The 15418-nt window shown below is 58.5% G+C and carries 13 protein-coding genes and 1 pseudogene; 8 read left to right on the top strand and 6 right to left on the bottom strand.

The features are described from left to right. Window positions 1-3 precede the first annotated feature (3 nt). From ACYQ2T_RS17445 to ACYQ2T_RS17425, 5 genes are all read left to right on the top strand, one after another. On the top strand, window positions 4-360 hold the full coding sequence (locus ACYQ2T_RS17445) for a hypothetical protein (protein WP_459902129.1): 357 nt from the start codon (window positions 4-6) through the stop codon (window positions 358-360). Continuing rightward, window positions 361-651 (top strand): hypothetical protein, encoded by a 291-nt coding sequence (locus ACYQ2T_RS17440; RefSeq protein ID WP_459902128.1) that lies wholly within the window; start codon window positions 361-363, stop codon window positions 649-651. A 319-nt stretch (window positions 652-970) separates the two neighbouring features. Continuing rightward, the gene (locus ACYQ2T_RS17435) at window positions 971-1393 is read left to right on the top strand and encodes a hypothetical protein (protein WP_459902127.1); all 423 of its coding nucleotides are present in this window, start codon (window positions 971-973) and stop codon (window positions 1391-1393) included. A 279-nt stretch (window positions 1394-1672) separates the two neighbouring features. Beyond that, on the top strand, window positions 1673-1888 hold the full coding sequence (locus ACYQ2T_RS17430) for a helix-turn-helix domain-containing protein (protein WP_459902126.1): 216 nt from the start codon (window positions 1673-1675) through the stop codon (window positions 1886-1888). Further along, window positions 1888-2907 (top strand): tyrosine-type recombinase/integrase, encoded by a 1020-nt coding sequence (locus ACYQ2T_RS17425; protein WP_459902125.1) that lies wholly within the window; start codon window positions 1888-1890, stop codon window positions 2905-2907. The genes ACYQ2T_RS17430 and ACYQ2T_RS17425 overlap by 1 nt, the downstream gene beginning before the upstream one ends. Before the next feature lie 480 nt (window positions 2908-3387). Here the strand turns inward: ACYQ2T_RS17425 and ACYQ2T_RS17420 are convergent, their stop codons facing one another. Continuing rightward, window positions 3388-5991, bottom strand: a complete 2604-nt coding sequence (locus tag ACYQ2T_RS17420) for a tetratricopeptide repeat protein (protein ID WP_459902124.1) — start codon at window positions 5989-5991, stop codon at window positions 3388-3390. A 546-nt stretch (window positions 5992-6537) separates the two neighbouring features. On the opposite strand from ACYQ2T_RS17420, the pseudogene ACYQ2T_RS17415 reads away from it, so the two are divergent. Then, window positions 6538-6702: pseudogene (locus tag ACYQ2T_RS17415) on the top strand (helix-turn-helix domain-containing protein); the annotation flags it as partial. Here the strand turns inward: ACYQ2T_RS17415 and ACYQ2T_RS17410 are convergent. Genes ACYQ2T_RS17410 through ACYQ2T_RS17400 form a run of 3 tightly spaced genes read right to left on the bottom strand, consistent with a single transcriptional unit; the run spans window position 6699 to window position 9466 of the window. After that, on the bottom strand, window positions 6699-7541 hold the full coding sequence (locus ACYQ2T_RS17410) for a universal stress protein (protein ID WP_459902123.1): 843 nt from the start codon (window positions 7539-7541) through the stop codon (window positions 6699-6701). The pseudogene ACYQ2T_RS17415 and the gene ACYQ2T_RS17410 overlap by 4 nt on opposite strands. Further along, window positions 7534-8610: a sulfite exporter TauE/SafE family protein gene (locus tag ACYQ2T_RS17405; protein WP_459902122.1), complete on the bottom strand. Its 1077-nt coding sequence runs from the start codon at window positions 8608-8610 to the stop codon at window positions 7534-7536. The genes ACYQ2T_RS17410 and ACYQ2T_RS17405 overlap by 8 nt, the downstream gene beginning before the upstream one ends. Before the next feature lie 25 nt (window positions 8611-8635). Continuing rightward, window positions 8636-9466: a hypothetical protein gene (locus ACYQ2T_RS17400; RefSeq protein ID WP_459902121.1), complete on the bottom strand. Its 831-nt coding sequence runs from the start codon at window positions 9464-9466 to the stop codon at window positions 8636-8638. A gap of 410 nt (window positions 9467-9876) precedes the next feature. Between ACYQ2T_RS17400 and ACYQ2T_RS17395 the strand changes: the two genes are divergently transcribed. Further along, complete coding sequence (locus ACYQ2T_RS17395) at window positions 9877-11901, top strand: S16 family serine protease (RefSeq protein WP_459902120.1); 2025 nt, start codon at window positions 9877-9879, stop codon at window positions 11899-11901. Here ACYQ2T_RS17395 and ACYQ2T_RS17390 read toward each other — a convergent pair. Then, window positions 11898-13247 (bottom strand): sigma-54-dependent transcriptional regulator, encoded by a 1350-nt coding sequence (locus ACYQ2T_RS17390; RefSeq protein WP_459902119.1) that lies wholly within the window; start codon window positions 13245-13247, stop codon window positions 11898-11900. The genes ACYQ2T_RS17395 and ACYQ2T_RS17390 overlap by 4 nt on opposite strands. A gap of 293 nt (window positions 13248-13540) precedes the next feature. Between ACYQ2T_RS17390 and ACYQ2T_RS17385 the strand changes: the two genes are divergently transcribed. Then, window positions 13541-13807 carry a hypothetical protein gene (locus ACYQ2T_RS17385; protein WP_459902118.1) on the top strand — a complete coding sequence of 89 codons (267 nt, stop codon included), beginning with the start codon at window positions 13541-13543 and terminating at the stop codon, window positions 13805-13807. A 165-nt stretch (window positions 13808-13972) separates the two neighbouring features. Here ACYQ2T_RS17385 and ACYQ2T_RS17380 read toward each other — a convergent pair whose 3' ends face one another. Then, entirely contained in the window at window positions 13973-15418 is a 1446-nt protein-coding gene (locus tag ACYQ2T_RS17380) for a sensor histidine kinase (protein WP_459902117.1), read from the bottom strand.

Here is a 15418-nt window from a genome sequence, read left to right as displayed (position 1 = left end):
ACGATGAAGGAACCGACAACGGACGAACTCATACGGACCATCGCGCAAACAAGCGTCCCCCTGTCTCAAAGATTCCTAAGACAGATCGCACGCCGACTGCACCAGCTCGACACCATAAACGCCGAACTGACGCGCCAGCTCGGCGAGGCGCAAACCCGCTGCGAAGCCCTTGAGCAAGTGCTCAAGCCCACCAAGGCAACCAAGGTCGCGTTTTCAGGCGAGTTCTCGTTTACCCGCGAAATCGTGGGCGATGAGGACGAAGCCACCATAGAAAAGCTTTTCATCCCATGGGACTCCGTAAAAGACATTATGAAAGCCATGCGGGAACGAGCTGACGAAATGGAAAGGAGGGCTGCGTAAATGCCCGGCTTCAACCTGTTCCTACTCTCAATACCCTGCATGTTCGCTGGCGCGTTCCTGAGCAAAGAACTGAATCTGCACAAGATAGGAACCCTCGTCCTGACTTTCGGAATCATGCTGATGTGCATGTTCTGGTTTGCAGGCGGCATAATCACGGCGTTCAAGAACCTTGAGCACACCCCTGTCTATCAAGTCAATGACGGCTCGAATAACGTAAAGATGACCCTCAAACTCGGTGCATTCTCGTACACGGTCATTGTCCCTGAAACAAAGGAAGAGGTGGCAAAATGAGCGTTAGCGAACTCAGCGCAGCGGTGAACCATCAGCATGAAAGCCATGCGTAAACGAACTGACAAAATGGAAAGGAGAATCGCATTATGGAACGCAGAACATGGGAAGAATTTCGAAAGCTCGGCCTCTTGTGGTTCATCAACCGCATTCTCCACGTCTTCGGCTGGGTAATCGCAATTGACCCTTCCGACGGCAGTGCCTACCCCGCACGTTGTGAGTATCGGGGCCTCTCTCTGGAAGACGAAGCCCTCGGGTACAAACGAATGAGGAAAACTTCACCCAAAATCAATGGCACGATACAATTTAGGGAGCCTAAACGATGATCACGGAAAAGCAAGCTCGTCTAAGATGGTGCCCACATGTCCGCTGCGTCGAGATCAACGAAGCGGAAGACTCTCTGGAAGGGCCTTTTAATCGTTATCACTGCGGGTCTTCTGCCCCCCATGTCACCGATCAATCCCGGTGCGTTGGCTCTGACTGCATGATGTGGCGCTGGGGTTTTGAGGAAGTTGAAAAGGATATAGACCGGCCCCATCTTGGGACTAAAATAGTTCCAATTGAAAAGGGAACTGGCGAGTTTGTCGATTGGGTTTGCGAATACTGCGACGGGGAACGCTTTGATTCGAAAACCATGTCAGTCGATGATTGGTGCAACGAGTGCGAAGGGTTGGGTCACGGACGGTACGAAAAAAAGGCTCCCTGCGGATATTGCGGCCTCGCTGGCAAGCCGGAGGGGGCGTAGGACAATGCACTGCCCCCTCTTCATCCCCCTCCGCCGCGAACACTTCGAAGCGTTCGCGCGTGGGGACAAGACGACCGAATATCGCAAGCCCGGCGGCCCATGGAACGAACACACCTGCCCCATAGGCCGCCCCGTTACCCTCTCGCTTGGATACGGCAAGGCGCATCGCCTTCGCGGAACGATCAAAGCATTCACCGTCCGCCCCACAGCGGCTCTACCAGATGACGACCTTGCCAAAGTCGCCTGTATTGAAATCGTAATTTTTCAAGGGGAAGCGTAATGTCCAGATTCCTCAAAATGGGGCAAGCCTGCGAACTGCTCAACGTCTGCCGCAAAACCATGCGGCGCTACTGTGTTGAAGGCATCGTCGAGGCGGAGCAAATCCCGGCCGGAAACCGGAAGGACTGGAGAATATCCGAAGATAGCTGCCATGCTCTCTTGCAGGGCAGTGAACTTAAAGCAAGAGTGCTTGAGCATGTGAGGGGCCTGCGGTAATGAAAGGCATGGGGCTTCGAAAACCATTCAAAATACCCGGCTCGCCCAACTACTATTACGAGCTGAACCGCAAGAGGCGTTCCCTCGGAACGCCTCATAAAGCGGAGGCTCTGCGCTTGTTCAATGAAATCAAGCGCCAGTATCTTGCGGGCAAATTGCAATCCCTCACAGGAGAATGCGGCATCACGCTTGCGGAGTTCGCCGCAGAGTATGAAGAATGGGCCGACGTAAACCGAAGCCCCGCAACCGCTCGGGCAGACATGCTGGCCGTCAAGAATCTCAGGCAGGTCACGGGAAGCACCACGCGCCTAGACAGACTCGGCACCAAAGAAGCCGACAAGCTCATCACAGCTGGCCGTAAACGTGGGCTGAAACCAACATCCATAAACAACTACATCCGCCACTTGCGCTCAGTCTTCAACAAAGCCGTCGAATGGAAATACCTCAAAAGCAATCCGTTCAAGGGCGTCAAAGAACTGCGCGTAGAAAAAAAGGCCCCCGCCTTCCTTGATAAGAAGGACGTTGCCCGCATTCTTTCGACCATCGAAGACGCCGATCTGCGCGCCCTCGTTATGGCCTACCTTGCTACAGGACGCCGCCGTGCGGAACTGCTCAACCTCGAATGGACAGACATAGACTGGAAGCGCAACCGCTACTTTATCCGCAAGAGCAAAACCCATCTTTGCCGCTGGTATCCAATGTCGCAAACCTTCAAGACTATCTTGGACAGCATCCCAAAAGGCAAGGGGCGCATTTTCTCGCGCTGGGAACACCCGGACACTATCAGCCACAACGTGAAGGCTGCACTCGTCAAAGCGGGATTCGGCAATATGCGCCTCCACGATCTGCGCCACTCTTTCGCGGTGCTCTTCCTCGAAGGCGGCGGCGACCTCCGAACCTTGCAAGACCTCCTCGGCCACACCCGATATGCCACGACAGAAATCTACGCCCACCTGTCTGACGACCACCTGCAAGACGAAATCCAGCGCGTAAACTTCCCCCTTGTCCGAATCAAGTAACGCGTAAAATTTGCGTAAAGTGTCCCCGCAAACCAAGCAATACCGTCATTTCTCATATTCTTCGTAATCAGCAGGTCGTGTGTTCAATTCACATCGCTGGCTCCAGAGAATACAAGGGTTTACGGCTTTCACAGCCGTAGACCCTTTTCTTTTTTCCACGTTTGTCCCACGCAAAAGCCAGTTTGTCCCACATCTGTCCCACGCCCCCTAGCTTCTTCTTTTTGGTCGGCCTGCGATTTTGACGCGGTCGCTCCTGCGGCCGCGACCGCAAAAGGGGTGCGCGGATTTCCTCTTTTCTCCCCCTTCCCCCTTGTAAAGAAACAGCCCAAAACTCAAAGCGCCAGCACGAGCCTATGGCGTGTAATGGGTCCTTTCCTCAAATGCGCCCAATACGGGTCGCAGGTGAGCGCGGGATTTTTTTGTGTTGGGGCATGAAAAAAGCCCCACCGGGTGAACGATGGAGCTTTTGGCGTGGCGGGGTTAGTTGGCGTCAGCGCTGTCTGGAAAATCGGCATTAGAGGGCCCGGCGCACTCCCCGGCCTCTCTGCGGCGGCGTTCCGCCACCAGGTCTTTGAACCATTGTTGGTCGCGGACAGCGGCAAGGTCGAGGTCGGATGTGAGGTGGTCGGCGGTGGGGTCGCCGTTGTGCTGAAAATTGGTAGCGAGCCAATGGCGACATGTGTCGGGCTGGCCGCGGAGGGCGGCGACGCAGGCCAAGTCGTAGGCGCCAGAGCCGGGGCAGAGTTCTTCGGCTTTGCATAGCGTCTCTTCGGCCTGATCCAAGAGTAAGACCTGCTCGTTACCGCTAGAAAGTTGTGCCCAATCACCAAGCGTAGTGCCCCAGTTGCTGTACGCAAGGGCGTGTTCCGGATTCAACGTGGTGGCCTTCTCGTACTTGCGGCACGCATCGGCAAAGTGCTTGACCTGCTCTTCGCCGCTGGAAATCTTTGCCCAATCACTAAGCTCAATGCCCCAGTTGTTATACGCATCGGCGTGTTCCGGATTCAACGTGGTGGCCTTCTCGTATTTGCGGCACGCATCGGCAAAGTGCTTGGTCTGCTCTTCGCCGCTGGAAATCCTGGCCCAATTGCCAAGCGCAATGCCCCAGTTGCTGTACGCATCGGCGTCTTCCGGATTCAGCGTGGTGGCCTTCTCGTACATACGGAACGCATCGGCAAAGTGCTTGGCCTGCTGATCACTGCTGGAAATCTTCGCCAACTCGCCAAGCGCAGTGCCCCAGTTGATATACGCAAGGGCGTGTTCCGGATTCAACGTGGTGGCCTTCTCGTATTTGCGGCACGCATCGGCAAAGTGCTTGGTCTGCTCTTCGCCGCTGGAAATCCTGGCCCAATTGCCAAGCGCATTGCCCCAGTTGTTGTACGCATCGGCGTATTCTGGATTCAGCGTGGTGGCCTTCTCGTACTTGCGGCACGCCTCGTCAAAGTGCTTGGCCTGCTGGTCACTGCTGGAAATCTTCGCCAACTCGCCAAGCGCAGTGCCCCAGTTGTTATACGCATCGGCGTCTTCCGGATTCAGCGTGGTGGCCTTCTCGTACATACGGAACGCCTCGTCAAAGCGTTCGTCCTGCTCGTCGCCGCTGGAAATCTTCGCCCAATCACCAAGCGCAATGCCCCAGTTGTTGTACGCATCGGCGTCTTCCGGATTCAACGTGGTGGCCTTCTCGTACATACGGAACGCATCGGCAAAGTGCTTGGCCTGCTGGTCACTGCTGGAAATCTTCGCCAACTCGCCAAGCGCAGTGCCCCAGTTGTTATACGAAAGGGCGTGTTCCGGATTCAACGTGGTGGCCTTCTCGTATTTGCGGCACGCCTCGGCTAAACGTTCAGCCTGCTCTTCGCCGCTGGAAATCTTCGCCAACTCGCCAAGCGCAGTGCCCCAGTTGTTATACGCATCGGCGTATTCTGGATTCAGCGTGGTGGCCTTCTCGTACATACGGAACGCCTCGTCAAAGCGTTCGTCCAGCTCGTCGCCGCTGGAAATCTTCGCCCAATCACCAAGTACGTTGCCCCAGTTGTTGTACGCGGCTGCATGACGCGGCTCGATCGCTATGACGCGTTCATAGTGCTCCGCAGCCTTCTGAAACCAAAAAACTTTTCGTGCAGGCTCCGCCTCTGCCATCATTTGGGCGCAATACCCTAAGCGGAAATGGGCCTCTGGGTCTTTCGGGGTTTCGGCGACGAGTGTTTGCCAGTGGGTGACGGCTCGTTGCCAGTCTTTCTTCGATTCGGCCTGAAGAGCCTTAGCGGTGAGGCGTTTCAGGAAAGAAGCGGACTCGTCGGCGGCCACAGTGTCCACCTCTTCTCGCCGCACGTCATTCCAGACGATTCCATCAGATGTTCTATCGCGGGCAAGTTTGTCGATGATATCGGCCTTGGATTCCGCCTTCTCCAACAACTCCTTGATGCGCGCCACATCCTTATTGCACTTCTCGCTTAGTTTGGCGGCATCCTGTTCTATAGTGCGGCGCAGCTCCTCAAACTTGATGTGCATGTCGTTGAATTTTTCATTTTGCTGCGATGTCGCGCGCTCCCATTCGGTTTTGGCGGATTCCAACTCATTTTTTGCCCGCTCCCTGATGGTGAAGAAAAAACCCGCAAGAAGGAATGCCGCCAATGCTCCACCGATCGTCACAATGAGTGTCACATTCGCGATGAGCGAATCGGAACTTTGGACGGCAGACTCTGCCCAGCGTACGACTTCCGATCCAGAATAGTTGTGAAGGTTGTTCAAGCGCCCCTGCAGCTCATCGACGTTGGCCTGCAACCCCGCGACGGAGTTGCCCATGCGCCCTTGATTGTCCTGCAGCTCCTGCACGTTTCGCGCTTGCCACAGTTCGCGCACGGACATTTGAAGCGCCTCGATATCCCCGCTTAACTGCGAAAACTGCTGCGAGACCTTATCCGGCACAATACGGGGCGGCACCGTTCTTTGTGCTTGCTCGGCTGCGTAAACAATGGTGCCGCTGACCACGGCTATAAAGACCACAGCCCACAGGAACGCATGGGATCGCGAGCTGTTCACTTCTTTTTGACCGGACCTGTTCTGTCTGGATGCATCAGACATGTTCCCTCTCTCTCATATCTCTTAATGGCATTATAAATCTGTTTTGCGCACGAGGCGCGTGCGGCAAGACAACGTTTCCTCTCCAAAGCCTCCGGCTATAGCGCGGGCTTTGGGGAAAAGGATTCGTCCGGGACATTGGACGGCGGCGGGGATGCTGGGGTGACGCTCTCCCCTGCCTCGATGCGGCGGCGCGGCAGAGTAGTGTGCTGTGGCGTGTGTGCATAGGCGGCGTGTTGGGTTGAAGTGTTTCTCTCGGGCGCGCCTGGCGCGCGGCGTTCGCGGCGCAAGGTACGATGATTTGTGAAGAATTAAAAGAGATTGCGTAGCGTTCTTGTTGTTCGCGCAGAATATAGCGCAGTGCGGGGCGATGTGGCGCTTTATTGTATCGGTCAACCTATGAGCCGCCCCCCAAAAAACCGACGCTGCCGTCGGGGCGGTGGATGCGTACGTCCTGTGCCCCCGCTCACCAATGCATCCTGTTTGATCATCAGGACACGCACGGGAGACGCGCCAATGGCGTGGCTATCCTAGGCACGCGTTCGCAGGGCGCAGTCTCTGCTTGAGACCAACGCTATGAGTATGGAAGAGATTGCCACCGCCACCGGATTTGGGACCACGGCGGCGTTGCGGGACAGCTTTCGGCGGATTGCCGGTGTCAGTCCCACCACGTGGCGCAAGGCATACGCGAAAAGGTTGGAAGAGGCTCCTTAATGCCGTGTGATGTACACGGGGCACGGGGCCTGTTTGACGACTTTGGAGATGATGCCGCCCATCAGCAGGCGGCGCAGGCCGCGATGGCCATGGGGACTCATAACGATGAGGTTGGCGCTGCGCTCCGAGGCGATGCGGCGGATGGCTTCAGCGGGCGCGCCTTTGGCGTAGAGGGATTCCACGGCCACGCCCAGTGCGCCAGCCCGGGCTTCAACCTCATGAAGGCAGGCGTAACCCTTCTCCATGCTGCCTCCACCCTCCTCCACTCCGGAGCAGGCGTGGTCATTATTCTCGACGTAGAGGGCCAGCACTTCGCCGCCAAACAGCCGCCCGAGGTCCAGCGCCTTGTCGGCGGCATCAAAACCGGCGACCGAACCGTCCACCGGCGTCACTATCACTGAGCAGTCAAAGTGCATTTCCGCAGGAACCACAAGCATGTCGCCGTAACCGTATCCAATCACGCGGCGCACGGTATTTCCGGCCACAAGGCGGTCCATCAAATTATGGCCGCCGCCAAGCACGGTAAGCTGGGCGTTTTTGGTACTGGCTACATCCACCAGCCGCTCCCAAGGGCGGCCATGCTCCAAAACGCCTTCCGCGTCGGCACCCATGCGGCGGGCTTCTTCCACGGCGGCGTCCAGAATCTCACGAAACGGGGCGCCCAAGTCATCCCTGACGCGCCCCATCGTGAACACATACATATTCCCCTCATAGGGCGGCACCACCGCAACGATGGTCAGCCGCCACCCAAGGGACGTAGCGATGCGCACCGCTTCCCGCAGTGCGCACCGCCCGGCGTCTGATCCGTCGACACCGACGACAAGATTGAGTTTACGCATGCCGCGCCGCGGTTACGGCAGCTTCTTCCGCCATTTCCGCCTTTCTGCCCCTGTACATGGCACGCAGAATAATCCACGAGCCAACAAACAGTGCAAAAACCATAAGCACGAAGCTGCTCTTGGACATGATGCCGGTGGTCTGATCCGTCCAATGGAGCAGGTCCAGCGCCACGAGGTACTTGGGCATAGCCAGCCCACGACTAACGGCAACGATAAGCATGATCGTCGACATGACCAACTTGATGACATAGTCCTTCACGTACGTGGTGCCGATGGCGCCAAGCTGCACACCAAAGAGCGACCCCGCGAGGATAATCATGGTCAGGCGGACGTCCACCATGCCGAACCATGCCCAGATGAGCGTGCCGCCAAGGCCCATAACAAAGGCGACCACAAGCTCTGTGGCAGAGGCCACAAGGCCGGACAAACCAACCACATAAATCAGGCCGGGAACGCCCACAAAGCCGCCAACGGCGATGGTTGCCGCCAGAATGCCCGCGCCAAAGCCAACCGGAACCGTAAACCACAGCGAAATGCGCTTGCCGCTGTGCTTCAGGGTAATCATGGGCCAAAGTTCAATCTTCTGCAGGCGCTCAGCGAGGGTTGCTGCGCCGCCATCGACCCCGGCACTCTTGAGCCGTAGTGCGTCGCGCAGCACAAAGGAACCAACCGTCACCAGCACGATGACAAAAGCGAGGCTGACGTACAGGTTAGACCCCGCCTGCCCCCACGTTTCGAGGACGAAACGTTGAATGCGTATGCCAAGCTGCACGCCACACTCAGCCGACACACCGACGATGAGGCCGAGCTTGATATCCACCTGACCGTACCGGTGGCGCTTGATGGAGCCCACCAAAGCCTTAGGGAATTTGTGACACATGTTGCTGGCCACGGCCACGGTGCCGGGCACGCCAAGGCTCATCATGCCGGGAGTCAGAACGAAGGCTCCGCCGGAACCGATGAAGCCACTCACCATACCGCCCACAAACCCCATAAAGAGCAGGAAGCAGATGGACATGGCGTTCAGATCGATAAAATTGAGGGCGTCTGCCGCTACGCTGTGATCCATTGTCGTTTTCTCCTGTTGTCGAGGGTTAGGCCTGCATCGTGGCGCGCGGGCGCGGGGTCTGACGGGCCGGGGCTTCCTTCTTGGAGGAAACGGACTTGCGCGATGCATTCACGCCAAGAGCGGTCCACACATTACTGGCGAATGAGCCGTGCACGTACGACACGGTTATCACCGTCACCACCGGCAAAATATTGTAGAATCCGCCTTTGGTGAAATACTCCATGACCAATTCGGAATTGCCGAACACCGCGCCATAAATGGCCGCGCTCAGCACTCCAAAGAGGAGGGCCTTGGACCGAGCCTGCTTCTTACTGGTTTCTGCCATAGCGTGAGCTCCTTGTTTCTCGATTTCCCTCGATATTGTCCCGAAGGTTCTGGCATGAGATGCTGTCTTCCCCTTGCCGACAGCAGAATGCGCAGCCCCCGCACCAGTCACGGAAAACACCGGGACAGGCAGACGCTGCGCAACTTCGGCAAGAGGAATGCTTGGCTCCACCAGCACAAAGGACACGTGCCTGTGCTCGTGAAGGATGTCCGACAAAACCCGCCGCACCTTGCCGTTGCGGCATAGGTGGCGAAACGCCACGCCCCTTTTCCGCGCCCTGCGGCGCTGGCCGTCCGTACTTGCCGCCGAGTCTGACGCAAAACGCAAGGAGCGCTGAGGCTCCTGCTCATCGTTCATATCGGGCAGCGTGTTCACGGAAAGCGCCAGAATGTCTGCGCTGAGGCGCTCGGCTACGCCTAGGGCGTATTCGAGCGTTCCCGCAGCAAAGCCGCTGTCCTTGCTGGCCACGATGATTTCCGGCCGAGGCAGGGTTGGGCTCTTCTGGGCTTTGGGGATGGGCTTGCGATCCATGGTTTCCTTAACTCCATTTGATCCTGACGGCTGTTTTGTTGCAGAACCGAACAAAAACCAAGCGCTTGTGATGAAAAGAGCAAGCTCAATGCCAAGCGCCTACAAGTAAACCTATACACTTGAAATACAAGGATAATTTTGAACGATCGCCGGCGAAATACCAGCAAAAGTGTTGCATCTTGCAACCGCTGCAACAACGCTGTGCAGCAGTATTGCAGTACGCAACAGCGCCGTGCAGAGCCATGCAAGCGCGAGGACAAGGTCAGCCCCCGCACTCCCGGCGCAGAGCGCCGCATGCTACCCCACAGGCATTGGGCTTCCCTCAAAACCGCTTGATTGGTATGGAACTTGTAGCCGTAAGGCCATGCCCGCCCTCGGTGGACATGACACGACGCCCCAAGGAGAGACGCATGCTGTTCGGACGACGGACTGAAGACGAAGAGGAAGGGCGCGGGGAACGCGCCCCGCAAAGCGAACTCAGAACGCGCATCGACGGCGCGGACCTGCCGCCGGCGGCGCGCGAGGCCGCCCTCGCCGAACTGAAGCGCCTTGAAACAACCGATCCGTCCGTTGCGGAATATCCGGTGGGGGTGAACTATATTGAATTTGTGCTGTCCCTGCCGTGGAATACGACAACCAGCGACAATCTGGATCCAGCCCGCGTTGCTGGCTTGCTGGAGTCGCGGCACTACGGGCTGACCCGGGTTAAGGAACGCGTGGCGGAATATCTGGCCGTAAAGAGCCTGCGCGACAAAATGCGCGGTAGCGTGCTGGTGGTGGACGACGAACCCATTGCCCGCGAAAACGTTGGGCTGTTCCTCCAGCGCAAAGGCTATGAGACCACGCTTGCCAGCAGCGGTGAAGAAGCCGCCGCCATGATTGAGGACCGCGAGTTCGACATCGTGATTACCGACCTCAAAATGGGGCCGATGGACGGCATGACGCTGCTTGACGTGGTGCGCCGCAAGCGCCCTGAAACGCAAATCATCATCGTGACGGGCTACGCCACCGTGGACAATGCCGTGGACGCCTTGCGCCGGGGCGCAGAGCACTACCTCAGCAAGCCGCTGGATATGGCGGAACTGGACACAACCGTCGCCCACGCCATGCACCACCGCACACGCCTGCGCACGGCGCGCGGCCCGGTGCTGTGCTTTGCCGGACCTCCCGGAACAGGCAAGACCTCCATCGGACGCGCCGTGGCCCAGGCGCTTGGGCGGACCTTCGTACGCTTCTCACTCGGCGGCGTACGCGACGAGGCCGAATTCCGCGGGCACCGGCGCACGTATGTGGGCGCCATGCCCGGGCGCATCCTCAAGGAAATTGAGCGCTGCGGCGTCAACAATCCCGTCTTTATGCTGGATGAAATCGACAAGCTGGGGAATGACGAGCACTTCAAAGGCGACGCCTCGTCGGTGCTTTTGGAGGTGCTGGACCCGGAGCAAAATGCCCAGTTCATGGACCATTACCTTGATATCCCCTTTGACCTGTCGCAGGCCATGTTCATTGCCACGGCAAACATGGTGGAGCACCTACCCCGTCCCTTGCTGGACCGGCTGGAGATTATCCACTTCCCCAGCTACACCGAGGGCGAAAAGGCCGTTATTGCCAAGCGGCATATGCTCCCCAACCTCCTGCGCGAAAGCGGCCTTGCGCCGGACGCCGCGCACTTCACCGACGCCGCCGTGGACCTTGTCCTACGCGAATACACGCAGGAAGCAGGCCTGCGCAGTCTGCGCCGCGAGTTGGCAAGCGTCTGCCGCAGGCTGGCCCGCCGCAGCGTTGAAGAGGACCAGCTCGGCCCGTTCACGGTGGACGAAGCTCTGGTACGCGGCATCCTCGGTCCGGCGCGCCGCATGCGCGAGGTCACGGACGGAACGCCACGCGTTGGCGTAGCCATAGGTATGGTGTGTACGGAGTTTGGCGGGGAGATTATTTCCGTGGAAACGGCGCGGATGCAGGGCGCGGGACAACTTATCCTCACGGGATCACTGGGCGAAGTCCTGCGCGAATCCGCGCGGCTGGCCCTGTCCTACGTGCAGAGCAATCACGAGCGCCTCGGCATCGCGCCGGAAGCGTTTCAGGGAATGGACGTGCACGTGCATATCCCGGCGGGGTCCGTGTCCAAGGACGGTCCGTCGGCGGGGGTGCCCATTGTCATGGCGCTTATTTCCCTGTTTACGGGACGGCCCGCGCGCGGCGATGTGGCCCTTTCTGGCGAGTTAAGCCTTGTGGGGCGGCTTCTTCCTGTGGCTGGAATCCGTGAAAAGCTCGTGGCGGCAGAACGCGCCGGAGTCCGCACGGTCATCCTCCCTGCACGCAATGCAGGTGATGTTGAGGCGCTGGAGCCAGAGATTCGGGACCGGGTGGAACTGGTGCTGGCAGAGGTGCTGCCGGAGGTGGTGGACCGGGTGCTGCTCCCGGCGGAAGGCTAGTCTTCGCCTTCGTAGCGCTTGAGCTTGCGCCACAGGGAGACGCGGTCAATGCCGAGGATTTCTGCGGCGCGGGTCTTGTTGCCGCCCACTTCCTCCAGCACGGAGTAAATATACCGCTTTTCGTTTTCCTCAAGGGTCATCCACGCCTGCGGTTCGGCCCGTTGGAGGAGCCCGCCGCCAACGATATCCGGCGGCAGGTGGCGCATTTCAAAAACGCTCCCCTCGCACAAAGCCACAGCGCGCTCAACGATGTTTTCCAGTTCGCGGACATTGCCGGGAAAACTGTAGCCCATCAGCGTTTCCATGACCTCGTCGGAGATTTTCAAAAGGGGCCTGCCGGACGGTGAATGCTTGGCAAGGAAATGCCGGATGAGGAGCGGGATATCACCGCGCCGCTCCGCCAATGAGGGGAGTTGAAGCGTGATGACGTTGAGCCTGTAGTAGAGGTCCATGCGGAATTCGCCGCGTTCGACCTCCTTCTTCAAATCTTTATTTGTGGCCGCGATGACGCGCATATCCAGCGCGATTTCCTTGGTATCGCCCACGCGGATAATCTTTCGCTCCTGCAGCACGCGCAGCAGCTTCACCTGCATGGAGAGCGGTAGTTCCCCGATTTCATCAAAGAACATCACCCCGCCCTTGGCCGCCTCCAAAAGCCCCTGCTTGCCCTTTTCCGCGCCGGTAAAGGCCTCCTTGGCGTGGCCGAAAAGCTCGTTATCGATGAGTTCCGCCGAAAACGCGCCGCAGTTGACGGCCATAAAGCGCTTGCCCGCGCGGGGCGACAGCTCGTGGATAATGCGCGCCACCAGCTCTTTGCCGGTGCCGGTTTCGCCATTGATGAGCACGCTGCAATCCAGCTGGGAAACCTGCGCGATGTTTTCCTTGAGGGCGACGATGGCAGGGTCCTGCCCGATAAAGCGGGTGATGCCCTTGTCCGACTCAATGCGCCGCCGCAGCTCGGCAATTTCGCTGCGCATGCTGCGCTTTTCGAGGGCCTTTTCCACCAGCGCCCGCATTTCGGCGATGTCGAAGGGCTTGGAGATATAGTCGTACGCCCCCGCGCGCATGGCTTCCACAGCGGTATCCACACTGGCGTAGCCTGTCATGAGGATGACTTCACAGTCCGGGCGCAAGCGTTTAGCGGCTGCCAGCAGCCCCAGGCCGTCCATGTTCTTCATGCGCAAATCGGTAATGACCAGATCGAAATCGTGGTCTTCGAGCAGGCGAACGGCGGCAACGCCATCCTCCGCAGCGGCGGCTTGGAAGCCCTCCCGCCCGAGGATATTGGCCAGATTGTCGCGGGCGATGGAATCGTCATCCACGACAAGGATATGCGGTGTCTTCACTCAGTCTTCCCACGCAAAGGCGTTTCTGGATGTCCTGTAATCAGGGGACCATACGCGGAAGGGTTGCACATTGCAATGCACGAGAAGTCTATTGCATTCTGCAACAAAAGGCACCAACGCTGTTGCAAAACGTTACACGCCCCACCACGGCCAATGCGCATGAACCGCCCTAAAAGCAAGGCGTTATCGAGGAAAGGTTGAAAACGCACCTTTTGGCACCGTCCTTGCTCAATTCAATATACTGGAAGGGGCGGGTGCCCCGCACCCGATATGATTACAACAAGGAGTGGGGAATGGACTCGGAATTCCTGTTTATTGAATTCTGTGCTGTGGTGTGTGTGGTCACACTGGCGTTCCGCGCAAGGCGTATCCTGCGCAGGCGGATGGGCAATGGATCCCAACATTCGGACACGTCAGCCCGCTTCGACCACTGGTACTGTTTTTTCAACCCACGCAACTTCCACCGCTCCCCGGCGCTGCGCAAGGCGATGCAGGCCCAAAGCGCGGCGCGGCAAGGCAAGGCGGCCTCGCGCCCCCGCGCGCGCATGTCCTGCCGGTAACGACGAAGCGGCCCGGCGCGCACGGTTCGCCCCGCAACAGCGACGGCCTGCAGCAAGCTTGGAGCACGGCGCAGAAGTGCGCCGCGGGCAACGCGCCCCAAAGTGAGCCAAGGGCGTGTTGCAGGTAAGGACGCGCGGCGCACAAAGCCGCCTCACGACAGCCTGCTACCCAACAGTTTTCCCATCACAATCCCCCTCTGCGGCTGGGAGATCGACGCGAATGTTGGTCCCCCGGCCCTCCTCACTGTGCACGTGGATGGAGCCTTCGTGCCGCTGCACAATGCCGTAGACAACGTACAGACCAAGCCCCGTGCCCTGCCCCACATCCTTGGTGCTGAAGAAGGGATCAAACACGCGTTTCAACTGCGCCTCGGGAATGCCGCGCCCCGTGTCATGAACCGTGAGCGAGACGGTTTTGCCCTCTACGCCGGGAGCGGCGGAGATGCGGATGGAGCCGCCTTGATCCTCCATGGCCTGAGCAGAGTTGATGAGCATATTGATGAACGCTTCCTGCATCTTCTGCGGGTCCATGCAGGCCATCAGCGGTTCCGGCACATCCACTGTGACGTCAATATTCGCGGGTATCTGGCTGGAGACAAGGGTGACCGATCGGTCAACCATCTCCCGTACGCTGTGCGGGGCCAGATGAAAGTCCTTGTGGCGCGAGAATTCCAACAGTCCCTTCACGATGTCCCGTGCGCGCAGCACCTCCTGACGGATATTGGCCAGCATCTTATCGCCAAGTTCCCCGGCTTTTCCGCCAAGTTCATCTTCCAACAGGTGGCATGAGGTGGCGATGTTGTTGAGCGGATTGTTCAGCTGGTGCGCAATGCCCGACGTCAGGGTGCCGATGGAGGCCATTTTTTGCGCATGCACAAGGTGACGCTGGCGCTGTTTCAACTCCGCCACCATATGATTGAACGCGCGCATAACGCTTTCCACTTCGTCCCCGGTGTTTGGCGTATCCACGAAGCGGAATTCCCCCTTGGCGATGCGGCCTGTGGTCTCCTCAACAATTCTGAGCGGGCGGACGACAAAACGGCGGGTTCCAAGGAGCATCACCGCCGCCAGCGCCACCAGCGCCGTCAGCGACGCCACAAGGTTCACGTTCAGCTGATTGATGATTTGAATAATGCGCTGGCGCTCCATGGCCGCCAAACGGTGCGAATCGTCCACCAAGCGTTTGCCAAGGGCGCGTAGCTCATTGATGGCCGCCTTGCCCGCAGCGGTTTCGGCTTCGACGCTGGCCGGGGCAACCTTGAGGAGCTCGGCATACTCCTTCACCTCCGCGCGCAGCGTCTTGAGCAGGGTCCGGCTGCGCTTCCAGCTGGCCAGCGCCTCGGCCTGATCCAGCGCAGAGGTCGTCTTTTCCAAATACTCCGCGCCCTGACGCAAATCGTCCTTATGCCCATAGAGCAAATAGTTCTTTTCGTAGCGGCGCGCCTCAAGGATGCCGCTTTTGAAATCGTCGCACACCTCAACAAGCCGGACCTTACGCTCCATGAGTTTCAGGTTGTAGGCCGCGAACCCGCCAAAGATGCACAAGGCCAACAAGGCTCCACCAAGTCCCAGTGCGACCTTTTGACGGATATTCAACTTGGGAAAGGACAT

The sequence above is a fragment of the Desulfobaculum senezii genome (assembly GCF_054657395.1).
Note: the sequence above shows the minus strand (reverse complement) of the source record. Positions and strands in the feature narration are given on the sequence as shown.

Bases quoted from the DNA above. Each gene is read 5' to 3' on its own strand.
- ACYQ2T_RS17405 (WP_459902122.1), bottom strand. From the start codon at position 8,610: ATGGATCACAGCGTAGCGGCAGACGCCCTCAATTTTATCGATCTGAAC.
- ACYQ2T_RS17425 (WP_459902125.1), top strand. From the start codon at position 1,888: ATGAAAGGCATGGGGCTTCGAAAACCATTCAAAATACCCGGCTCGCCC.
- ACYQ2T_RS17420 (WP_459902124.1), bottom strand. From the start codon at position 5,991: ATGTCTGATGCATCCAGACAGAACAGGTCCGGTCAAAAAGAAGTGAAC.
- ACYQ2T_RS17395 (WP_459902120.1), top strand. From the start codon at position 9,877: ATGCTGTTCGGACGACGGACTGAAGACGAAGAGGAAGGGCGCGGGGAA.
- ACYQ2T_RS17385 (WP_459902118.1), top strand. From the start codon at position 13,541: ATGGACTCGGAATTCCTGTTTATTGAATTCTGTGCTGTGGTGTGTGTG.
- ACYQ2T_RS17410 (WP_459902123.1), bottom strand. From the start codon at position 7,541: ATGCGTAAACTCAATCTTGTCGTCGGTGTCGACGGATCAGACGCCGGG.
- ACYQ2T_RS17445 (WP_459902129.1), top strand. From the start codon at position 4: ATGAAGGAACCGACAACGGACGAACTCATACGGACCATCGCGCAAACA.
- ACYQ2T_RS17440 (WP_459902128.1), top strand. From the start codon at position 361: ATGCCCGGCTTCAACCTGTTCCTACTCTCAATACCCTGCATGTTCGCT.
- ACYQ2T_RS17435 (WP_459902127.1), top strand. From the start codon at position 971: ATGATCACGGAAAAGCAAGCTCGTCTAAGATGGTGCCCACATGTCCGC.
- ACYQ2T_RS17380 (WP_459902117.1), bottom strand. From the start codon at position 15,418: ATGTCCTTTCCCAAGTTGAATATCCGTCAAAAGGTCGCACTGGGACTT.
- ACYQ2T_RS17430 (WP_459902126.1), top strand. From the start codon at position 1,673: ATGTCCAGATTCCTCAAAATGGGGCAAGCCTGCGAACTGCTCAACGTC.
- ACYQ2T_RS17400 (WP_459902121.1), bottom strand. From the start codon at position 9,466: ATGGATCGCAAGCCCATCCCCAAAGCCCAGAAGAGCCCAACCCTGCCT.